General features: G+C 46.6%; 14 protein-coding genes. 4 read left to right on the plus strand and 10 right to left on the minus strand.

The window, feature by feature from the left end; translation table 11 throughout:
• Positions 1–20 precede the first annotated feature (20 nt).
• Together QQL36_RS16775 and QQL36_RS16780 are read left to right on the plus strand one after the other, a co-directional pair.
• Positions 21–2,423: a cellulase family glycosylhydrolase gene (locus QQL36_RS16775; RefSeq protein WP_321570360.1), complete on the plus strand. Its 2,403-nt coding sequence runs from the start codon at positions 21–23 to the stop codon at positions 2,421–2,423.
• A gap of 87 nt (positions 2,424–2,510) precedes the next feature.
• Complete coding sequence (locus QQL36_RS16780; protein WP_321570361.1) at positions 2,511–3,923, plus strand: T9SS type A sorting domain-containing protein; 1,413 nt, start codon at positions 2,511–2,513, stop codon at positions 3,921–3,923.
• A gap of 242 nt (positions 3,924–4,165) precedes the next feature.
• Here the strand turns inward: QQL36_RS16780 and QQL36_RS16785 are convergent, their stop codons facing one another.
• The 10 genes from QQL36_RS16785 to QQL36_RS16830 form a co-directional block, all read right to left on the minus strand.
• Positions 4,166–5,284 (minus strand): efflux RND transporter periplasmic adaptor subunit, encoded by a 1,119-nt coding sequence (locus QQL36_RS16785; RefSeq protein ID WP_235643943.1) that lies wholly within the window; start codon positions 5,282–5,284, stop codon positions 4,166–4,168.
• Positions 5,285–5,288: 4 nt separating this feature from the next.
• The gene (locus tag QQL36_RS16790) at positions 5,289–8,528 is read right to left on the minus strand and encodes an efflux RND transporter permease subunit (RefSeq protein WP_083727230.1); all 3,240 of its coding nucleotides are present in this window, start codon (positions 8,526–8,528) and stop codon (positions 5,289–5,291) included.
• Between the two features lie 4 nt (positions 8,529–8,532).
• Positions 8,533–9,921, minus strand: a complete 1,389-nt coding sequence (locus tag QQL36_RS16795) for a TolC family protein (RefSeq protein ID WP_321570362.1) — start codon at positions 9,919–9,921, stop codon at positions 8,533–8,535.
• A gap of 27 nt (positions 9,922–9,948) precedes the next feature.
• Positions 9,949–11,289 carry a sensor histidine kinase gene (locus QQL36_RS16800; RefSeq protein ID WP_321570363.1) on the minus strand — a complete coding sequence of 447 codons (1,341 nt, stop codon included), beginning with the start codon at positions 11,287–11,289 and terminating at the stop codon, positions 9,949–9,951.
• Positions 11,290–11,297: 8 nt separating this feature from the next.
• On the minus strand, positions 11,298–11,981 hold the full coding sequence (locus QQL36_RS16805) for a response regulator transcription factor (protein ID WP_083727224.1): 684 nt from the start codon (positions 11,979–11,981) through the stop codon (positions 11,298–11,300).
• 387 nt (positions 11,982–12,368) lie between these two features.
• Complete coding sequence (locus tag QQL36_RS16810; protein ID WP_321570364.1) at positions 12,369–13,412, minus strand: NAD(P)-dependent alcohol dehydrogenase; 1,044 nt, start codon at positions 13,410–13,412, stop codon at positions 12,369–12,371.
• A gap of 200 nt (positions 13,413–13,612) precedes the next feature.
• On the minus strand, positions 13,613–15,562 hold the full coding sequence (locus QQL36_RS16815) for a gliding motility-associated C-terminal domain-containing protein (RefSeq protein WP_321570365.1): 1,950 nt from the start codon (positions 15,560–15,562) through the stop codon (positions 13,613–13,615).
• 31 nt (positions 15,563–15,593) lie between these two features.
• Positions 15,594–18,041, minus strand: a complete 2,448-nt coding sequence (locus QQL36_RS16820; protein ID WP_321570366.1) for a PKD domain-containing protein — start codon at positions 18,039–18,041, stop codon at positions 15,594–15,596.
• 135 nt (positions 18,042–18,176) lie between these two features.
• On the minus strand, positions 18,177–18,482 hold the full coding sequence (locus QQL36_RS16825; RefSeq protein ID WP_083727216.1) for a protease inhibitor I42 family protein: 306 nt from the start codon (positions 18,480–18,482) through the stop codon (positions 18,177–18,179).
• 63 nt (positions 18,483–18,545) lie between these two features.
• On the minus strand, positions 18,546–18,854 hold the full coding sequence (locus QQL36_RS16830; protein ID WP_321570367.1) for a hypothetical protein: 309 nt from the start codon (positions 18,852–18,854) through the stop codon (positions 18,546–18,548).
• A gap of 426 nt (positions 18,855–19,280) precedes the next feature.
• On the opposite strand from QQL36_RS16830, the gene QQL36_RS16835 reads away from it, so the two are divergent.
• Together QQL36_RS16835 and QQL36_RS16840 are read left to right on the plus strand one after the other, a co-directional pair.
• On the plus strand, positions 19,281–19,856 hold the full coding sequence (locus QQL36_RS16835) for an RNA polymerase sigma factor (protein WP_179091261.1): 576 nt from the start codon (positions 19,281–19,283) through the stop codon (positions 19,854–19,856).
• 91 nt (positions 19,857–19,947) lie between these two features.
• A complete protein-coding gene (locus tag QQL36_RS16840) occupies positions 19,948–20,943 on the plus strand; it encodes a FecR family protein (protein WP_321570368.1) in 996 nt (331 codons plus the stop codon).
• Positions 20,944–20,961: the final 18 nt, after the last annotated feature.

Genomic DNA, 20,961 nt, shown 5'->3' on the forward strand with positions numbered 1-20,961 from the left:
AACCATTTAACAAACCCTCTATGATGATCCATTACAAAGACCGGTTGTACGGGCTACTCCGCCGTGTACAGCATTCCTTTCTCGTTATGGTCTGTCTGTTAGCATGTCTGAAGCTAACACCAGCCACCGCCCAACTTTCCCGCCTCCATGCCGATGGCAAACGAATCGTCAACGCCTCCAACCAGGAAGTGATCCTGAAAGGCGTCGGCCTCGGTGCCTGGCTCCTTCAAGAAGGCTATATGATGAAAGAAGGCGGCGATGGCCCTCAGTGGTCCGTCAAAAAGTATCTTTACGACCAGGGGCAAACCGATGCCCAGGTAGAAGCCTTCTACCAGTCCTGGCGTGACAATTTTATCACCAAAGCCGACATCGATTACATCGCCTCCCTCGGTTTTAACTGTGTGCGGCTCCCCATGCACTACGAACTCTTTCTCACGGCTGCCCAGAGGGCAGAACGCCTGAAAGTGATCCATGCCAATGCCAGCGCCAGTTCTGTATCCACGTACATCAGTGCACTCACCACATGGTATAACAACAATACCCTGTTCACAGACACGAACACCGAAGGTTTCCGGTTGGCAGACAGTCTGCTGAAATGGACGGCTGCCAACAACATGTACGTCATCCTCGATCTCCACGCCGCCCCCGGCTCACAAGGCCTGGACCACAACATCAACGATGGCTTTGTCGGCAATGACCTGTACAACCAGGCCATCTATGGCAACATGACCGTTCGTTTATGGCAGGCGCTTTCCCGCCATTACATTAATAACGATGGCGTGGCTTTTTATGACCTGATCAATGAACCTCACAAGGTACCCAGCAACACAACCGTACATGACATTTTCGAAAGACTGATCAACGCGGTGCGTGCCGAAGGCGATACCCACCTCCTCATGGTAGAAGGGAACGGCTATGGTAATAACTATGGCAGTATGCAGCCGTATACTTTTACCAACCCCGCTAACCTCGTGTATAACTCCCACCGTTACTGGAATTCCACCGACGTTACTGTAGGTAACACCGATCCTAACCAGATTTCTGACCTCGCCAATATCGTTGCCTGGAGAAATACCTACAATGTACCTGTATGGGTAGGCGAAACCGGGGAAAACAGCAACGACTGGCTCTCCGCCAATATCGCTGCTATGAACAGTATCGGTGTAGGCTGGTGTCACTGGACGTACAAACGACTCACGGCTGGTGAAAACGCTGCACTGCTAAGACTCACAGGCCCTTCTGTACTGGATGGCGCGGGTAATATGGCTGCTGTGCTGAACAACATCAAATTTGCTAATAATATCAAAAACACAAACACAATTGCCGCCGTAGCTCCCGGACAAGCTGCCAACGGGCCTGTCGGCAAAACGATCTGGCTGAAAGGCTTTAATGGGAAATACGTGAGTTCCAGAGGGGGCAGCGGTGCAATATGGTGTGATAGTAACTCAGTAGGCACCTATAATAAATTCTACGTAGTAGATGCCGGAAATGGCAAGGTAGCATTGAGGAACAGTGCACTGTTTGTCTCCTCCGAAAACGGTACACAGGCGATGACGTGCAATCGGAATGTATACCAGGGATGGGAAAAGTTCGACTGGATCGTAAATACAGATGGAACGATCTTTTTAAAAGCCAGCAATGGGTTGTACGTTTCTTCTGAAAACGGTACACAGGCTATGACCTGCAACCGGCCTACCGCTAGTGGGTGGGAAGCTTTCTCCTGGGGAGAAGTGAGCAGCGCAGCGCCTATAGGGCAAACGGTGTGGTTACAGGGAAATAACGGTCAGTACGTAAGTTCCAAAGGCAATGTGAATCCGATGTATTGCAATGCTACGGTGGTACAAAGCTGGAACCAGTTCCTGATAGGTGATGGCGGAAATGGCAAAGTGACCCTCAATAATGGTGGGTATTTTGTTTCTTCTGAAGATGGTACAACGTCTATGAATTGTAACAGGGCGACAGCGCAGGATTGGGAGAAATTTGACTGGATAGTAAATGATAATGGTACAGTATCATTAAGAAGTAGTAATGCGTTGTATGTTTCTTCTGAAAATGGTTCGGCAGAGATGACCTGTAGCAGAACGTATCCGCAGGGATGGGAAGCCTTCTCATGGGGAGAGGTATCCACTGCAAGAATAGCAGCAAGTGCAGATAGTGTGGTAAGTTTGAAAACCGAAAAGGTATTGGTCGTATACCCCAATCCTGTCAGCAAGGGTACCGAACTGACCATAAACGTAGCAGGATATGACGGAAAAACCCCCTTGCAGGTATTCGTAAAAGATATCTATCAACGAACTTTAATTAATAAGAAAGCGGGAACTGCCCGCGTTAGTATTTCCACTGGTAACCTGGTCCCCGGGATGTATGTAGTTGTGATCACCTATGGCAATCAGATATTTACAAAACAGGTCCTGATACTGTAAAAGGTATCCTTACAGGACCGGTCATTGCGCATATGACCGGTCCTGTGTTTCCACGAATTTTTTATCACCCCCTTATAAACAATAACCATGAAAAGAAAAGTACTGTATGCGCTTTTATTGATGGGCTGCTCAGCCTTTAACCGGGTAGAAGCACAGACGCCACCTGCTACCTGGCAGGAGCACTGGTTTGAGCACAATCAATTATTGACACGGGTATTTTACGACAACGATGTCGCTGTGTATTACGACAGTGACGTAAGCACTGCTGTTACCTGGCCCTACCAGTACATGGGCGATGTATGGCGGTACACCAGGAAGACCTATGGCTGGTTTGGCTCCGATCCGCATTTATTTGCCGTACTCCATACCAACAAGTACAGTGGTGGGCATCCTTCCGGTTATTTCGATGCCAGTCATGACAACCGCGACGTGGCGGACGTAGGTCCTGGTCCATGGACAAGTGCCTCTGGCGGCGATCATGACCTGCTCACACACGAAGTAGGTCATATCGTAGAAGGTGATTCCAAAAATGCGCATAACTCTCCTGCATTCGGCATATGGGGAGATAGCAAGTGGGCGGAAATCTACATCTACGACGTATACAATGGTCTGGGTATGACCAGCGATGCGGCCAGAGTTTATACCACATTTACCAATACGACTGACAACTTCCCTGTTGCCGGTACACATTGGTTCCGCGATTGGTTTTACCCTATTTACAGCCAGTATGGTGGCAGCAAAGTACTGAACAGGTATTTTGTATTATTATCTTCTTATTTCCCAAAGAGCGGTAGCGATTATGCCCGTTCACTAAACATGGGTGAGTTTATTCATTTTTGGAGCGCTGCGGCTGGCGTAAGTCTGAAATCACAGGCGACCACCGCATTCGGCTGGAATTCCACGTACGAAAGCCAATTTAACCAGGCACAGATTGATTTTCCAATCACATATGCACCAGTGACGATCGCTGCGTACATGTACCAGGACATCAATTATGGCGGTTATGGTATCTCATTGCCAGTTGGTAGTTATAACCTGACGGCTTTAAAAGCATATGGTGCTATCAATGACGACATTACATCTGTAAAAGTAACAGCTGGTTATAAGGTGACTCTTTATGCAGATGACAATTTCTCCGGTGCATCCCTGGTACTTACATCAGATGTATCATTGCTGGATGTAAGCACCTGGAATGACAAGGTAAGTTCAGTAAAAGTAGAAGCGGTGACTACAGCGGCGGCAGAAAAAGAGAGTGCAGATGTGACGGTATATCCGAATCCTGTATTGAAAGGTGGTATGCTGACAGTGAATGTGGGTAAGTATGATGGGAAGGAACCGGTATATGTGTCAGTTGTAGATGTGAATAAGAAAGTGGTGGCAGAGCGGAAAGATAATGCGGCCAGGATTGCGCTGGAGGTGAAGGATTTGCCTGCCGGGGTGTATGTGGTGATTATCACAAATGGCAGGAAGAGTTATACGAAGAAGATAGTGATTCAGTAAATTTTTACTTTTAGTAAAAAGAGGGTGCGCCGATTTTTCGGGGCACCCTCTTTTTTATCCCGATTGATTCATTCAAAAAAAGGAAGCATCTCAATTGAGATGCTTCCCTTTCCGATGCTTTTTCCGGTCTTTCGTTCCTTATATTCTTTCTATTATTCCCCGATGGTTTCCGTTTATCAATATCTTAACCTGTTGAGTATTTATTCCTTTATAGTCATCTTAACCAATCGGTACCTATCTAATTATTTATCCTTCTGTAATTCTGTCTTCTTTATTTCCTGACCATCCCTGTTCTCTTCTGTCGCTGTCGCCACAATAATATCACCTGCCTTCAGATCGCCAAACACCTCTATCTTACCATCTACTTCACGACCCGTAGATACCGGTACATGTACCGCCTTGTTATTTTCTACCTTCACTACAAACACCTGCACTGTAGAATTCACCACCGCTGTCTTAGGCAGAATAAAAGCGCTATCCGCTGTATTCATCGGGATGTTCACTTCTGCAATCATACCCGGCAACAACTTCTTGTCATTATTGGTCACATCCATTTCTATACGCTGTGAACGCAGTCTTGCATCCAGCGCACCAGCCAGACGGTTCACCTTAGCGGTGAACTGCTTACCCTGGAACGCTTTTACTGTGAAATTCACTTCACTGTTGCTACCCAGATAGCTGGTGTAAGACTCAGGCACTGAGATAACGAGACGCAGTTTTCGCTGTTCCTGCAATGTTACGATAGGTAATTCAGAACCTTTACCGGTAGGACCTACATACGCACCCGCACTCACATTACGCGCCGTAATGATACCTGCAAATGGTGCACGGATCTCCAGGTAATTTCTGGTATCAGACACTTCTCTGTAAGAAGACTTGGCTGCTTCCAGGTTAGCAAGGTCTGAATTCATCTTCGCCTTTGCCTGATCCAGGTCGTTTTTAGACACTGTACCTGGTGTAAGACTGGTCGTATATAAACGATCATAATTCGCTTTACTGGCCAGGTAAATCGCCTCCTGTGATTTCAGCCGGGAATCAGCCGCATTCAGCTGAGCCGTCATTTCAGGTGCTTCCATGGTCACCAGCAGATCGCCGGTGTTTACTTCGGAGCCTACATCCACATTCAGCTTCTTTACAAAGCTGCTCACCTTTGCATAGATATCTACCTGCTGAAAAGCAATCAGCTCACCCGGCAGCTTCAGGGTAGATGAGAGCTTTCCTTTCTGAATGGCTACTACTGGTGTAGCCGGAGCTTCAGTTGCGGCACTTTCTTTTTCTGATTCACCTTTTGTGTGTCCGCAACTGTTCAACAGCAGCATCGCGGGTAAGCTGCACAGTAATATTATTATATTCTTTTTCATATGACTATTCATACAAGGATGGTACATAGTTTTTACTTTCTTTATCTTCCGGATCCAGTGATACGGACTTAGTGCTTGCCTTACCCTGTGCCCATGCGAATACCAGTGGTAGTAAGAAGAGGGTGCTAAAGGTAGAGGCTATCAAACCACCAATTACCGCACGACCCAGCGGAGATGTCTGGTCACCGGTTTCACCCAGGCCACTCGCCATCGGGATCATACCCGCCACCATCGCCAAACTCGTCATCAGGATCGGACGCAGACGCAGTGCAACAGCTTCTTTTGCAGAGAGCAATGCATCGCCATTATGACGGCGTAACTGCTCTGCATTCGTGACCATCAATACCGCGTTGGATATCGATACACCCACTGACATGATGATACCCATATAGGACTGAAGGTTCAGCGTTGAACCTGTTATTATAAGCAGGGAGAGCGAACCTAATAGTACTGCAGGTACGGAAGCCAGTACCACCGCCGATACCTTGAAGGACTGGAAGTTGGCCGCCAGCATCAGGAAGATCACGATGATCGCTATTACCAAACCATTCTGCAAACTATCCAGCGTATCTGTCAGCGTTGATGTCAGACCTATCAGGTCTACGTTCAGACCACGGGGCATTTCGCCCAGTGATTTGATCGCTTTGTTCACCTCTGTAGTCGCAGTACCCAGGTCAATGTTATTGAGGTTGGCTGTTACTGACAGGGTAGGCATCGCACCAAGGTTATCTGCTTCACCCAGTGTGGTATCAGGTGTGATGGTCGCTACATCGCCTAATACCGGGCGTGCACTGTTTGGCAGTAATGGTAATTCCTCGATGGCATGAATGTCTGTCATTTTATTTTCCGGGATCTCTACCTGTACGTTGTAGCTCAGGTTCTGCTTTTCATCTACCCATACGTTTTTCTCTGTATAGCGGGAAGATGATGTAGAAGCCGTGATGGTACGGGAGATGGTCGCCAGGTCAATACCCAGTTGCGATGCTCTTAAACGGTCAATCTCTATCTTCAGGGAAGGATACTTGGTAGATTGTCCCAGTTGTACGTCGCGGAGGAAAGGAATTTCTTTCAGACGCGCGATCATTTTATTTGCATATTGTTCCGCCTGTTTCCTGTTTCTGCCGGAGAACCGTACCTCGATCGGGGTAGGTGAACCCTGGCTCAGGATCTTTTCAGTCAGTTCAATTGGTTCGAATGATGGCTTCACATCTGGCTCTACCTGTTTCAGTTTTGCCCTGATCTTATCTTTCAGTTCATCTATGTTCGTTTTATACTCTTCTTTCAGGGCTACCTGGATAACTGCTTCCTGCGGACCTGCCATCCACAGGTAGATAGGTGCAGTAGAGAAGAGACCCGGGTGCTGACCGATATAAGCAGAGGTGATAGACACATTCTCAGGACCCACCAGGTCTCTGATCATATTGATCGTCTTCAGTGTTTTAGCTTCTGTTACTTCGGCACGGGTACCATCCGGTGCCCGCAAACGAAGCTGGAACTGACCACCATTACTATGTGGCAATACATCACGACCAATGTGGTTCAGTAACAATACAACCAGACCCAGACCGCCAATAATATATACGGTAACAATCAGCTTACGCGCCGGGAAGATACGCTCCATGAAACGCATAAAGCGGTTACGGAATTTATCGAATTTAGTCAGCGGTGCATCGTGACCACCATGCGGATGTTCAACAAGCATTTTCTTTTCATCCCATGTATCTTCTTCCAGACCATCAGGTTTGTAATCCTGTGGAGTGCCATGACCATGTTCTTTCATAAGCCAGTTGGCCATTACAGGTACAAAGGTCTGCGCCAGGAAGTAAGAAACGATCATCGCAAAACCAATCGCAAGCGCCAGTGGCAGGAACAATGAACCTGGGATACCACCCATGGTAAATGCTGGTGCAAACACGGCTAGAATACAGAAGAGGATGAGGAGTTTCGGGAAGGCGATCTCCTTACACGCATCCCAGATCGCGAGGCCCTTCGGCTTACCCATATCCAGGTGCTGGTGTATGTTTTCTATCGTCACCGTGCTTTCATCCACCAATATACCGATGGCCAGCGCAAGCCCACTCAGTGTCATAATGTTGATCGTCTGCCCTGCTAACTTGAGACAGAGTACTGCCGCAATGATAGAGGTGGGAATCGTGAGGATTACAATGAGTGCACCGCGTGGATCACCCAGGAAGAGTAATACCATCAGACCAGTGAGCACTGCACCAATTGTACCTTCACTGATCAGACTCTTTACAGCGTTGATCACATATACGGACTGGTCAAACTCAAAAGACAGCTTTACATCATCTGGCAACTGTGCCTGGAATCTTGGAATAGCTGCTTTCAGTTTTTGTACCACATCCCATGTAGAGGCGTCACCATTCTTTGCTACGGAGAGGTAGATAGAACGACGGCCGTTTACCAGTGCATAACCGGCAGTGATGTCCGCACCATCTTCTACCGTCGCAACGTCGCGAAGGAAGAGTGTTTGTGCACCACCTCTGAAGAGCGGAATGTCTTCGAAATCTTTTATAGTATGGATGGTCGTGTTTACGGGGGTGATAAAGTTCTTATCACCTATACGCACGTTACCGGAAGGAGACACCTGGTTGTTGAGGCGAAGGGCTTCAACTACCTGGTCAGGTGTCATATTGTGAGAGCGGAGCAAAGTAGGATCCACTTTGATCACCACGGTACGGATATTACCACCAAAAGGAGGGGCGGACAACAGACCTGGGATCTGTGTAAAGGACGAACGCACATAAGTATTTGCGAGGTCCAGCAGTTCGTTGTTATTACGCTTGTCGCTGCTCAATACCAGGTTACCTACAGGCAGGGTAGAGGCGTCAAAGCGAAGAATAAATGGCGGTTGCGACCCAGGTGGAAAGATGGCCTGGGCCCGGTTACAGAAGGCTGCGAGCTCCGCCTGTGCCTGTGCCATGTTAGTACCCGGATAAAAACTCACTTTCAGGAGTGAGAGACCCTGTATATTTTTCGTCTCTATGGTTTTGATACCATTTACATAGAGGAGGATGTTTACATATTGTTTACCAAAGAATGCTTCCATCTGGGTAGGTGTGTAACCACCAAACGGGTGCGATATATACATCACCGGAAGGTCCAGCTTTGGAAAGATATCCACCTTGATGGTCCTAACCGCGCCTACGCCGAAGAAGAACAGGGCGGCCACGATCACCAGGATGGTGATGGGTTTGCGTAATGCTGATCTTATCAGGTTCATCTAATTAGAATTCATTTATGAAAAGAGAAAAATTACCACTGGCGGCTGCTTTCAGGAGCAATGCCTGCCATACGTTCGTGTACGCGATGTCACGGTCTGTTTCTGCACGGTTCAGTGTGTATAACACCTGTGTCACATCCACGATCGTATTCAGCCCGTTTTTGTACAATACAGTGCGCTGGTTGTAAGCATCAGATGCTGATGCTACCTGGATAGGCGCTTCCATGTAATTGTTCAGTGCATTCTTCATCCTGGTTTCTGACAGTTTTAACTGCGCGGTGAGCTGTTGCTTTACGAGATCATATTGATCCTGTATACCTGATGCAGTAAATTGCTGGGCAGATACCTGTTTATTGACCCTGAGTATAGAAGTTAAGTTCCATGTTACGCCGATACCCAGCAGATAGTTGCTACGGCTGGGCTTCACACCATCCCAGTAAGCATGTGTATAATCTGACTGATCTGCGGCGTAGTTGGTACCAAACCCGGAACCTCTCGTTTGCATCGTACCGAAGAAGGAGAAGGTTGGGTAGTATAGTCTTTGCAAATACTTAGCCTGTTCCTGGTTCACCCTGAGTTGTTGCTCATAGTACTTCAGGGTAGGGTTGTTCGCGATGTCTGCAGAATCTGCAACAGAAGAAGGGATCTGCTTGATGAACACTGTATCGAGTATGAACTCCTGTACCGGCACTCCCATGAGCACTGCCAGGTTGTTGGCCTGTGTCTGCTCATTGTCTTTTGCATTTGTATAGGCGATACGTGCATTGGATACTTCTGCATTGGCGAGAGAGGAATCTACGCCGGCAATAAGCCCATTGGTCACACGTGTCACGACTACAGCGCGGAAGGTATCCGCCCTGTCAAGGTTGTTCTTCCAGCTACGGGTGAGGCGTTGTGCAGCGAGTAGGTTCAGATAAGCGGCAGCTACCCTTACTTCGTGCTGAAATTTTTCCTGTGTCAGGTCTGCAGAATCTCTCTGAACAGTAGCCTGCGCGGTTTTGATCTTTTCCTTGATACGACCAAAGGAGAAAAAATCCCAGTTTACATTGGCCAGGTACAATCCACCAAAAGCGGAGTTCCAGTTGTTCTGTGCCAGGGTAGGACCTGAGGATGCCACGGCAAGACCATTCAAACCGTAGGAGGGACCATAGATACCGTTGATAGTACCGTAATCCTGCTGTCCGGCCACGTTCACGTTAGGCAGGTATTCCCGCTTCACGGATTGCGCTGTTGACTGGGACGCTTTTAAGTAGTTGGCTTTAGCCTTGATGGTCCCGTAGTTGGCGAGGGCAGTCTGCACTGCATCCTTTAGCGTCAACACCTGTGCGTGCGCCATCTTCGCTGGTCCGTACAGGAGCAGGAGAAAGAGACAGACGAGTTTTTTTCTTTGCATGATAATTGAACATTAGACCATAGTACTTCAATGTAGGAGTTTGGGACGTGGTGTGAGCACTTCCCCGGCGGTCGCTGACTTTAAAGTACTTATTGATTCATCGAAAATAATTTGAATAATGTGCCATCCATGGGCATAGTCGTACTGGATGGTAAAGTGGTTGAGATCGCAGATCTGTTTTACGATTGCAAGGCCAATACCGATGGAATCACTTCTTCTGTTGCCTTTTTTGAAGCGGTGGAAGAGTTCACTGGTAGGGACTTCAGGAGTGACACCTGTATTACTGATCACAAATTTTTCCCTGGTGAGGTCGACGGTTATCTTTCCATTAGCGATATTATGACGGATGGCATTGCTCATCAGGTTGCCCAGGAGAATGTCTGCAAGGGCGGGGTGCAGCTGAAGTGCGATACCTTTATATATATTGGAGGACAATGAAATGGATTTCATATCCAGCAATTCCGAAAAGCTGTTTAATGTTTCTGTTACAAGGCCGGAGAAGGATATGGTGCGTTTATCATCATATTCATTATTCTCCATTTTGGCCAGCAGTGTCAGGGAGCTATTGATCCTTGATAATTTCTCGATGGCATTCTGCATATCACTGATGAGTGACATGACGGTGTCTACGTCTTTGCCATGCAGGTATGATTCTGTGAGCAGTTCCAGTTTGCTGCGCAATATAGCCAGTGGAGTCTGCAATTCATGGGAGGCGTTCTCTGTAAACTCTTTCAGTGCACGGTAGTCATCCAGTGCTTTGTCTGTCATGTTATTTAAGAAACTATTGAGGGCTTTCAGCTCTTTGGCATTGGGTACCGGCAATGAAAGTCTTTGTTTCTGTTTTACATTAAAGCGCTGTATTTTTTTCAGCGTTCTGTTGAATGGTGCCAGAATGATACGGGATACGAACCTGGCAGACAATGCTGTGAGCAGGAACAGGATGGAGAAGATCCAGATAAAGGAGCTGGCCAGTCCTGTAAGAATTTCGTTTGCCTTCGTAATATAATTATAGGAGCAGATACTATAGTAGGTGCCATTTATATTATAATAAGAGGTAACCGTCAGGCGACATTCCCTGTGTTTAAGCAGCGTGTTGTAGAAGGTATGTTCGTACACTTCATACTTATTTACAGGCACTTCGTTTTTATTCAGCATTTTGATTTCGGCGGGTCTGCCACGGAGATAAGTATCCGGGCTCACACCGTTGCGCATAGTCTGGGCCATGAGGTCATTGTAGACCTTCAGACGGCTTATTTCCGCCTCATCTATCTCTGCTTTCACCTTATAGTAGGCAATGCCTATACCTGCCAGCATTGCGGCCAGCGTGATACATAGATACCATAAAGTAAATTTGTTGACGAGTTTCATGACCTTTGTTATGATGCGGTTGTATTGAACTTATAGCCTAATCCGTACACTGTGTTGATGTAATCACCTCCATTTGCTGCATGAATCTTTTTACGTAAGTTTTTCACGTGCTGATACACAAAATCAAAATTGGAAAGGTTGTCGGTATAATCACCCCACAGGTGTGCTGCTATTGATTGCCTGGAAAGTACTCTGTTCTTATTGACAAGGAAATACAACAACAGGTCGAACTCTTTGGGGGTTACGTCGAGTGCTGTATCATTCACCAACGCTTCCAGTGTATCTGTATTCAGCCGGATCTCATTATAAGTGACAATATTACTGCCTTGTAGTTTCTTCCTTCGGTATACTGCTCTTAGTCTTGCGTGTAATTCAGGAAGGTGGAACGGCTTAGTCAGATAGTCGTCGGCACCTCCCTCCAGTCCATTGATCTTGTCATCCAGTGAATTCTTTGCGGAGATGATGACCACACAGCTGTCGAGCTTTTCGGCATGGATCAGTTGTAAGAGGTCAAGACCATTTCCATCCGGCAAAGTGATATCGAGCAGGATGCAGTCGTATTGAAATGAGATTAATTTATTGTGCGCGTCATTGCTGGTGTAGCTTACCTCACACAGATATCCTTCTTTTTCAAGGAAATTGGTGATGCTGGCAGCCAGCTCTATATTATCTTCAATGAGCAGTACTTTCATACAGCTGCAAGATTCGTTTTAAAATTTGAAGCAATTTTGAAGGTGGGTAGAAAACAAAAAGGACCCAGTTGAGAAACGTGGATCCTTTTTGCCTTATACTTTTTGAAAATTGCAATCATGACGCAAAGATGGTAAGAATCCTGGCGATTTTTATTGTGCTATTCAAACAAAAAATTGTAAAATTCAAAGATTTTGAAAATAGTTAAGTCACTTTGTTAAAATCCCGTGACAATTCGGCCAGAATTAATGTTTCCTTAAAAAGCGATTAAAATTTCGGGAGGGGTTGGGTTGTAAAAAAGGAATATATGGGTGGCGGAATGGGTGGATGAGTGGTAGGGTGTTTGGAAATTAAAATAAGCAGGCTTTTTAGCCTGCTTATTTTAATTTTTATAGTGTTGCCATATCAATTACAAAACGGTAACGTACATCGCCTTTCAGCATTCTGTCGTACGCATTTTGTATATAAGGCATCTCAATCAGTTCGATATCAGACACAATGTTGTGTTCGGCGCAATAGTCCAGCATTTCCTGTGTTTCCTGAATACCACCGATCATAGAACCTGCGATCGACTTACGGCCTGCAATCAAAGCAAAAGCATGCACAGAAGCCGGTGTTGGAGGTGCTCCCACACAAATATGTACACCATTAGTCTTGAGCAGACCCAGGTACATCCCATAATCATGTTCTGCAGAAACGGTATCGATAATGAAATCAAATTTGCCTCTGGCTGCATTTACCTGTTCCTGGTCGCTGGTGAGCAGGAAGTGATGGGCGCCCTGGCGCTCAGCATCTGCTTTCTTGGATGGAGAGGTGCTCAGCATGGTCACTTCTGCGCCAAAAGACACGGCAAATTTCACCGCCATGTGGCCGAGGCCGCCTAGACCCAGTACACCTACTTTATGGCCTTTACCGACCTTCCAGTGGCGAAGTGGTGACCAGGTAGTGATGCCTGCACATAATAATGGAGCGACTGCAGGCAGGTGCAGTTTGTCCGATACCAGTAATACGAAGTCTTCGCTTACCACGATCTTGTTGGAATAACCACCGTAGGTAATGGTTTTCTTATCCTGCTCATAGCTGTTGTAAGTGCCGGAAGAACCATTCAGGCAGTACTGCTCCTGGCCATCTGCGCAGTTTTCACACTCACGGCAGGAGTCTACCAGGCAACCTACGCCTACGAGATCACCGGTTTTGAATTTCTTTACATGTGCACCTACCGCAGTGACACGGCCTACGATTTCATGGCCGGGTACCATTGGGTAGATGGAATTTCCCCACTCGTTTTTGATCTGATGTAGATCTGAGTGACATACACCACAATATAAGATGTCGAATTGTACGTCGTGAGGGCCTGGTTCTCTTCTTTCAAAATTGAAAGGTCCTAGCTGCGCCTGGGCGTCAAACGCAGCATATCCTTTAGCTGGAATCATTTCTTTGTAATTAATAAACGTGAGGAAATAGAAGTTGCTTCTCTACGAGCGCGAAGTTACGGGGGATGGGGGGATTAAAAAGGGGGGGAGGACTATTAAAAAAGATAGCGGAGAAGGATCACTTCCGCCGAAGGCAGAAGTGATCCTTCTCCGCAGGGAAATTAATTTTGTAGGCCATGGCCTACAAAATTAATTTTTATTTATCTCAACAGATTGATTGCACCTTTCTTCGTAATGATCGTTTTATCGTTTTGTATCACCCGGATGGTATACATATACACCCCCGTCGGTTGTTTCTTCCCATTATAAGTCCCATCCCAGCCAGTGCCTAACGTTGTAGTATGGAAAATCAATTCTCCCCACTGATTGAACACCATCATATCCAATGCGGCAATCGTATTGCCTTCTGCTTTGAATATATCATTCAATCCATCTCCATTTGGCGTAAAGGCATTTGGCACATAAATCGGGTCTGCTTTCAGCTTTACTGTCAGACTATTCGCATTGTTCTCACAATTCAGTGCACCCAGTGCTACTACTGTGAGCGTCACACTATCTATCATCTGTGCAGTGATGGTATGTGTAGTACCTGTAGACCCTGAACTAGGATCGGTATATGCACCGCCATTTACAGATACGAGATAACCGGTAGCATCCGGTACAGGATCCCAGGTAAATGTGATCGTACTGCCGGATGTATTATCTGCTTTTATTTTCGGCGCATCTACTTTTTCAAATGGGGTCACTGTCACTTGCGTACGCTGACTCACACAGGAACCATTCACCGCTTCTACAAAATAAGATGTGTTGCCAATAATAGCAGGTGTTGTAAAGCTTTCACCTGAACCGAGGTTATCCCCACCAGAGATCATGGGATACCAGTTATATGTGAGACTATCTACAGGATTAGTGACCAGTAATGTTGCTGTGCTATCCGGACATACTGAAGGCGCTGTAGCAACAGGCGCATCTGGTTGTGCATTCACCTTGATTTCAACACTGTCTTTTACAATACAACCAAAAGCATCTTCTGCCGTCACTGTATATTGTGTAGATGCGACAGGTGTGATGATCGTGCTGGAATCACCAATGGCCCCGGGTTCCCAGGTGTACTTTACAATCTGGCCACCTGTAGGCACTGCATATATCGTAGTAGATGCCCCCGCACAAATTGCCGCAGGTCTTGCCTTCGCCGCAATCGTGATCGGTGAGTTCTGCGAGAGGGTGGTATCAAACTGCGTTACACAACCATTCCCATCCATGATACTTACTGTGTACGCACCGGCAGCCAGATCTGTGGCTGTATTGGTAAACTGGGCTGGATTTGTATTCCATGCCAGCGTTATTGGCGAAGTACCTCCACTTACTGCTACTGTAATACTACCATTGGAATACCCACAGGTAGCAGGCACCATGCTCGCTGTCGCTGTCAACGGTACAAATGGCACCGCAGAGATAGCCGCTATCACAGCACGTGAATCCACACTATTGCCAACGATATAATCAAAGGTAACAGACGATAAAAACTGTGATTGATTATCACATGGAACAGGAATATCCACTGCATACATGCGCGGATCATTGCTGCTTAATCCCTCTACAGTATAAGGAGGCGCCGTCAATCTTGGTATACGACCAATGGCATTGATCATAGGGTTACTACCACCAAACCAGTCCGCCACTGTGAATGTACCCACATTGATATCAGGTGCATTCACAAAGTGGAGCGTTACATTGAACGTACTGGATTGCTCTGTAGACCATGCCAGTATACTGATCTTGGAATAAGCCGCAGGTGTGAGCAACGTATAGGTACCTGTAGTGGTACTACCCGGTGCAGTCGCATTGGCAGAAAGAAATATTGCATTCAAACTATCATAGTTCTTCAGCTGGTAAGTACGCGTACCGTTTACAATCGTCCCGTTATCCGGTAACCCGGCTGCAAGACTATTGGTGGCTGCGAAGGTAGCTGTATACAATACCTTTAGCTGGAGGTCAAGTCCGACAGTGGTCACTGCCGATGCATCGGTGCCTGTTTCTGCAAAGGCATCGATGGCATACCCGGTAATCGGTACGGGGGTATACGTTTGCCCATAGGATTTGCATAGGCAGAGTAGTAAGAGAAGAGAGGCGAAGTAGATTCGTGTCATGGAAATATATTATTATAATTATGGACTAACATCAACGAAGCAGGGTCACCCATCCTGAATAGGTCTTTTCCCCGGGGGCTGGTTTTATGATATAGTAATACGTACCAAATGGCATCAACTGTCCTTTCCAGGTACCGTCCCATTGTGAGTAACCAATACCTTTGAATACAATCTGGCCATAGCGGTTAAAGATTTCGGTTGTCGCATTCGGGCGGGCTTTGAGCCCATCTACTTCCCAGCGGTCATTGATGCCATCGCCGTTCGGACTGAAAGCATTGGGGATCTCAAGCACCAGGTCGGGGATCACTTTGTAGTAAGCGCGGCTGATGCTGTCTGTACAGCCGATATCATTGGTCACATAGAGGGTAACACGAAAGTCGCCGGTCATTTCATATTTATGTTCAGGTGAAAAATCAGTTGAACCGGTTCCATCTCCAAAATCCCATTCATAACTGCCGCCATTCTGAGAATTGTTTGTGAAGAAGAAATCCGCATCCTTGAATTCGACCGTGATGTTTTGTCCCGGTGCTGAGCTAAACAATGCAATGGGCATGGGAACAATGCTGATGAGCGATGTCTTTGTAATGGTGATCGGGCATTGGCCCTGTGCGGTAGCAGTGAGTGTGACAGTATATACGCCTGTATTATTATAAGTATGCGAAGGATCTTCCATCACAGAGGTCGCACCATCACCGAATGTCCACTGGTAACTATCTGCATTGCGCGATGTGTTGTTAAAGGTAATGGCAGCAGGTGCACAGCCTTGTGTGATGTCAGGTGTGAATGCAGGCACGGGTAGTTGAATCACCTTGACAGTATCAGGTATGGCGGTCGCTGTACACGCACCATCCACAACGGTCAGGTTGATAAAACCTGTGTTCGCATATTTTACATCATAAGGCCCAAAGCCTGTACCTGTTTGTACAGTTCCACCTCCCCAGTCCCATGTGGGTACAGCATCAGCAGAAGCAGTACCAGTAAAGGAAATGGTCGTCGTTTCTCCTGCGCAGATGGGTGATTTACTTACAGTGATATTTAATTGTGGTGGGGCAGATACGGTCACCGGTTGTGTAGTAACGGTAGATACACAACCATCATCTGTGACCTGTAATTGCAGATTGAAATCACCTGCACCTGGAAAAGAGATCTGGTAAGGCCCGCTATCTGCACCGCTTTGTACAGTGGCGCCGGCAAAGTTATTCCAGTTGTAGGTTGCCGCTGTAGTCGCCGTGCCATCGAATGTTACTGTGTTTGTACCACCCAGACAAATAATAGCAGGTGTGACTGTAAACGATGATGTAGGCGTCGGCTTTACCACTACATCTACCGTATCTTTTATGATACAGCCAAAAGCATCTTTTGCCGATACAATATAAGAGGTGGTATCCGTTGGATTGTCCGTAACTGTTTGTCCGGTGAGGGTTCCAGGCGACCAGGAATAATCGGTGACCGTGCCGCTGACAGGTGTGGCAGTCAATGTAACAGGATCTCCTGCACAAATAGCCGCTGCACTGGCACTCGCTGTAATAGTGGCGGAGGAAATTAATGCCACTGTATCATTCACCGTGAATACACAACCATTCGCATCGGTCAGTGTGCCTATGTATGCGCCTGCGGGTACATTTGTAGCTGTCGCTGTAGTTTGTGCAGGCGTGGTATTCCACCTGAATGTATAAGGGGTAGAACCATTCGTTGCCGTCAGTGTAAGCGTACCATTGGCACCACCACAGATGGCATTTGTATGCGTGCTGCTGTAAACAATAGGTGTGTATTGCACACCTGCCAATGCGAGGATGAGCGCTCTCGAAGTACCACCAGTGGCGGCTGACTGCGTAAACGTAACGGATGCCAGTGACTTACCCAATACCGCACAGGGGATGTTGAAATCAAAACCATAAAAGCGTGGATTGGTTGTCAATCCATCCACGGTCATAGGGGCATTGGTACGTGTGATGCGCCCATAGCCGGTCACTACAGCGGGTGTACCATTGAACCAGTCTTTGATAGTGATGGTGCCTGCATTGGAAGTAGTACCATCCGTAAAGGTGAGCAATACAGATACCGTAGCGGTACCTTCTGTAGCAAATGCGAGCAGACTTAATTTACTGTAGATGGCTGGTGTAGTGAGTGTTAGTGTTCCTGTTCCAACAGTATTAGGTACAGCATTCGAGGGTACCGCCATATACAAAGCATTGTTTGCATTGAAGGCGGCCATCTGCCATGTTTTGGTACCACTTACAAAATTCCCGGTAGGTGTAATCCCTCCGGATACGCCGTTAGCTGTAGCGAAAGCTGTAGTATGAATCACGTGATTGCTACCATCAATGACTGTAGACGTTGCAGCCAGTGCGCTGTTCCCGGCTTCTGCTACAATGTCTGCATTAAAGCCGGAGACAGGAATGGGGACAAAGGTCTGGGCAAATAGGGACTGCCAACCGGTTAACGCGGTCAACAGTATCAGGGTAAAGAAGTGCTTCATGAATGGTCATTATAGGTTAGCTATAAATGAAAATATGCGACGGCATAGGCCGTAGCAGGAAATAGATATAGTGCGTCTAAATAAATACTGTGCGAGAAGGAAAAAGGGTGGGGAGGCTTAAATATATTTTTTATTCTAATGATTAACTACGGTTATATCGAGTTGTTTGGTATTGAGGGGTGGGTTCATTTTTTCCCATATTCTTTTTTGTTCGAATAAGATGGTGGTCTGACCGGGTGCTTTGGAGTGGATCATGAATACAACGTCTAGACTATTACCAGCTTCCATGCGCATGGTATCGACGGTATAGTTGTAGCGCACGACTTCTACACAGTCAGGATTGGAGACTGTAACAAACCATTGAAAGCCGGCAGTGCCGAGGCCTGGAAGCACAACAGGGAGGGAAGTACCAAGGGTGAGTTCTTTGATTTCAGCGTTCATCGGATATAATTTAGGAAAAAATCGCTTCCGCCCTGAGGCAGAAGCGATTTATGGGGAGGTATTTTATACATACCATTTGTGGTACATCTGAGAGTCGGTGCCTTCCACAAAGCAGTCCAATCTGCCAGCGGCCCAGGAGGAAGCGCCCACATCGGAGGAGAGCACACCACCAAGGTTCTCGTCGCCACTCCAGTTGTGACCATCCCACCATTTGTGCATCATATTGTAGGTTTGGCCAGGGTAGAATACGTCTATGCGGTTTGGACCCCATGATACGGCAGGCAGTTGAGAGACGGTGGTTTCTCTTGCCTGCCACTGGGTGCTGGATTTTTGTAAATCAGCTACCAGATCTGAAATCTTAATGTTAGACATTTCCTGTGGTGATTTTTTGGGAGTGAACGAAAAATATGCGTCTTAATATTCAGGGTGAATTCAATTGGGACAGCAAGGTATCGCGGCATTGATCGGAACCGCTGTCAGGAAACGAAAAGATATGGAAGTGAATAATACCTTAGCTAGTGGATCAGTGTTTGGGGTGATGTATAATTAGTGCCATTCACAGTGACAAAATTGGTATTGCATGCATGCGATTTAAAGGTATAAATATGTTGGTAATCAACAAAATAAATTGTGAACGCAATTGATTGCAAGGGGAAAAAAAGGTATTTGTACGTATAATATGTTAATTTTGAATGGGCTGGTTTGAATCGAATTTGGCCTGCGGCAGCAAGGGGAAAAATCTTTTATATTTTTTTTATAATCAGATAAAAAAAATACAATCATAAAAATCTGCTCAGTTTGTCAGGAGAACAATCATTATGGGATGGCATTCGTGAAAGTCATGTAAACAGTCTTGAAGCGTTATACCTTCAATATAACGATGAGTTGTACAGTTATGGTAGGAAATTTACCAGTGATATGCACCTGGTAGAAGACGCTGTGCAGGAGACTTTCATCTCCCTGTGGAAATACAGGCAGTCTTTGCAGGTAAAAAGCGGTTATAGCTTCTACCTTCTTAAATCATTCAGAAACCACCTCTTCCGCTTACTTAAATCCAGAGCGAATACAACTTATACGGATGAACAGCCGGAATTTCATTTCGAAATCGGCGTAGACACTCACCTGATCGCCGGAGAAGAACAGGCCATCCTGCAAAAGAAAGTACAGGAAGCCCTCCTCCAACTCACCAGCAAGCAAAGGGAAATCATCTACCTCCGCTTTTTTGAAAACCTCTCCTTCGAGGAAATCGCGGATCTGATGAACATGCAGGTAAGAGGTACCTACAAGCTTACCGCCCGTGCACTGGCTGCGCTGAAAGAGCTGATGGGTGGGGCCGCAGGCACCGCACTGCTGCTGACTATCCTGAAAGGATAAAAAAAATTTAAAAAAAAGTTAAAGAACGTGGGGCACAATTGACCCTTTTTTGTCTTTATATATTCAAAGGGCCTTAAAACAGAACGAACGGATGCACCATTCCATATATAGTTATCGTAATTATACCAGCCACCAACTGGCTACATCACCTTACTTCCTGGAGTGGGTTAAGTTCCCTGACGCAGCTAATACCGCATTCTGGCAATCATTCGTGACTGCCTACCCGGACAAAGCTGCCGATGTGGATGCCGCCGTGTCTATCGCCCGTAGCCTGTACGTTGTGCATGAGCGCCCAACGCCGCTGCAACAACGTGAAATGTGGGATGAGATCTATAATAATATAGGTAATAATAAGATCTATGTGCGCAAAAGTCCGCTGGTATACATTGCCCGTGCCGCTGTCGCCGTAGGCGTTATTGCCGCCGCTTCCTGGCTGATCTTCCGCCCGGGAAACAAAGAGGTGAACATAGCCTCCAACTTTGGAGAAATTAAAACCATATACCTGCCAGATAGTACTGAAGTGACATTGAATGGGCACTCTGCTATCACTTACAAAAAAGAATGGACCAACCGGGAAGTGTGGATTGAAGGAGAAGCTTTTTTCAATGTCAGAAAGAGTGTACACCAGCAGTTTGACGTACACAGCAATGGCGTGGACGTACATGTACTGGGAACATCTTTCAACATTCGCAACCGTAGAGGGGTTACCGCTGTTGTATTAAATACAGGCAAAATAATGGTAGCTGCTTCTGCGGAGAAAAAGCTGATCCTGTCCCAACCGGGTGATATGGCCCGCTATGACAGTGAACAAAAGGATTTAGTACAAAAGAAAGTACCCGTGTCCAAAGTAACGGGCTGGCAGCAGCACAAACTGCAACTGGACCAGACCCCTGTAGCCGACTTTTTTGGTGTACTGGAAGACGACTGGGGATACCAGATTCAGGCAACTGATTCTTCGCTCTTAAAAAAGACCATCAGCGGAGAAATCGAAATGACCGACAAAGAAGTTCTTATGAACGCGCTTGCTGTAATATTAGATGCAAAAGTGACACAGCAGGGATCAACCATCATAGTAACACCCAACTAATTTTAAGGACAAGGGACA

It is taken from the genome of Chitinophaga sp. LS1 (assembly GCF_034274695.1).
In the GTDB taxonomy this organism is placed as follows: Bacteria; Bacteroidota; Bacteroidia; order Chitinophagales; family Chitinophagaceae; genus Chitinophaga.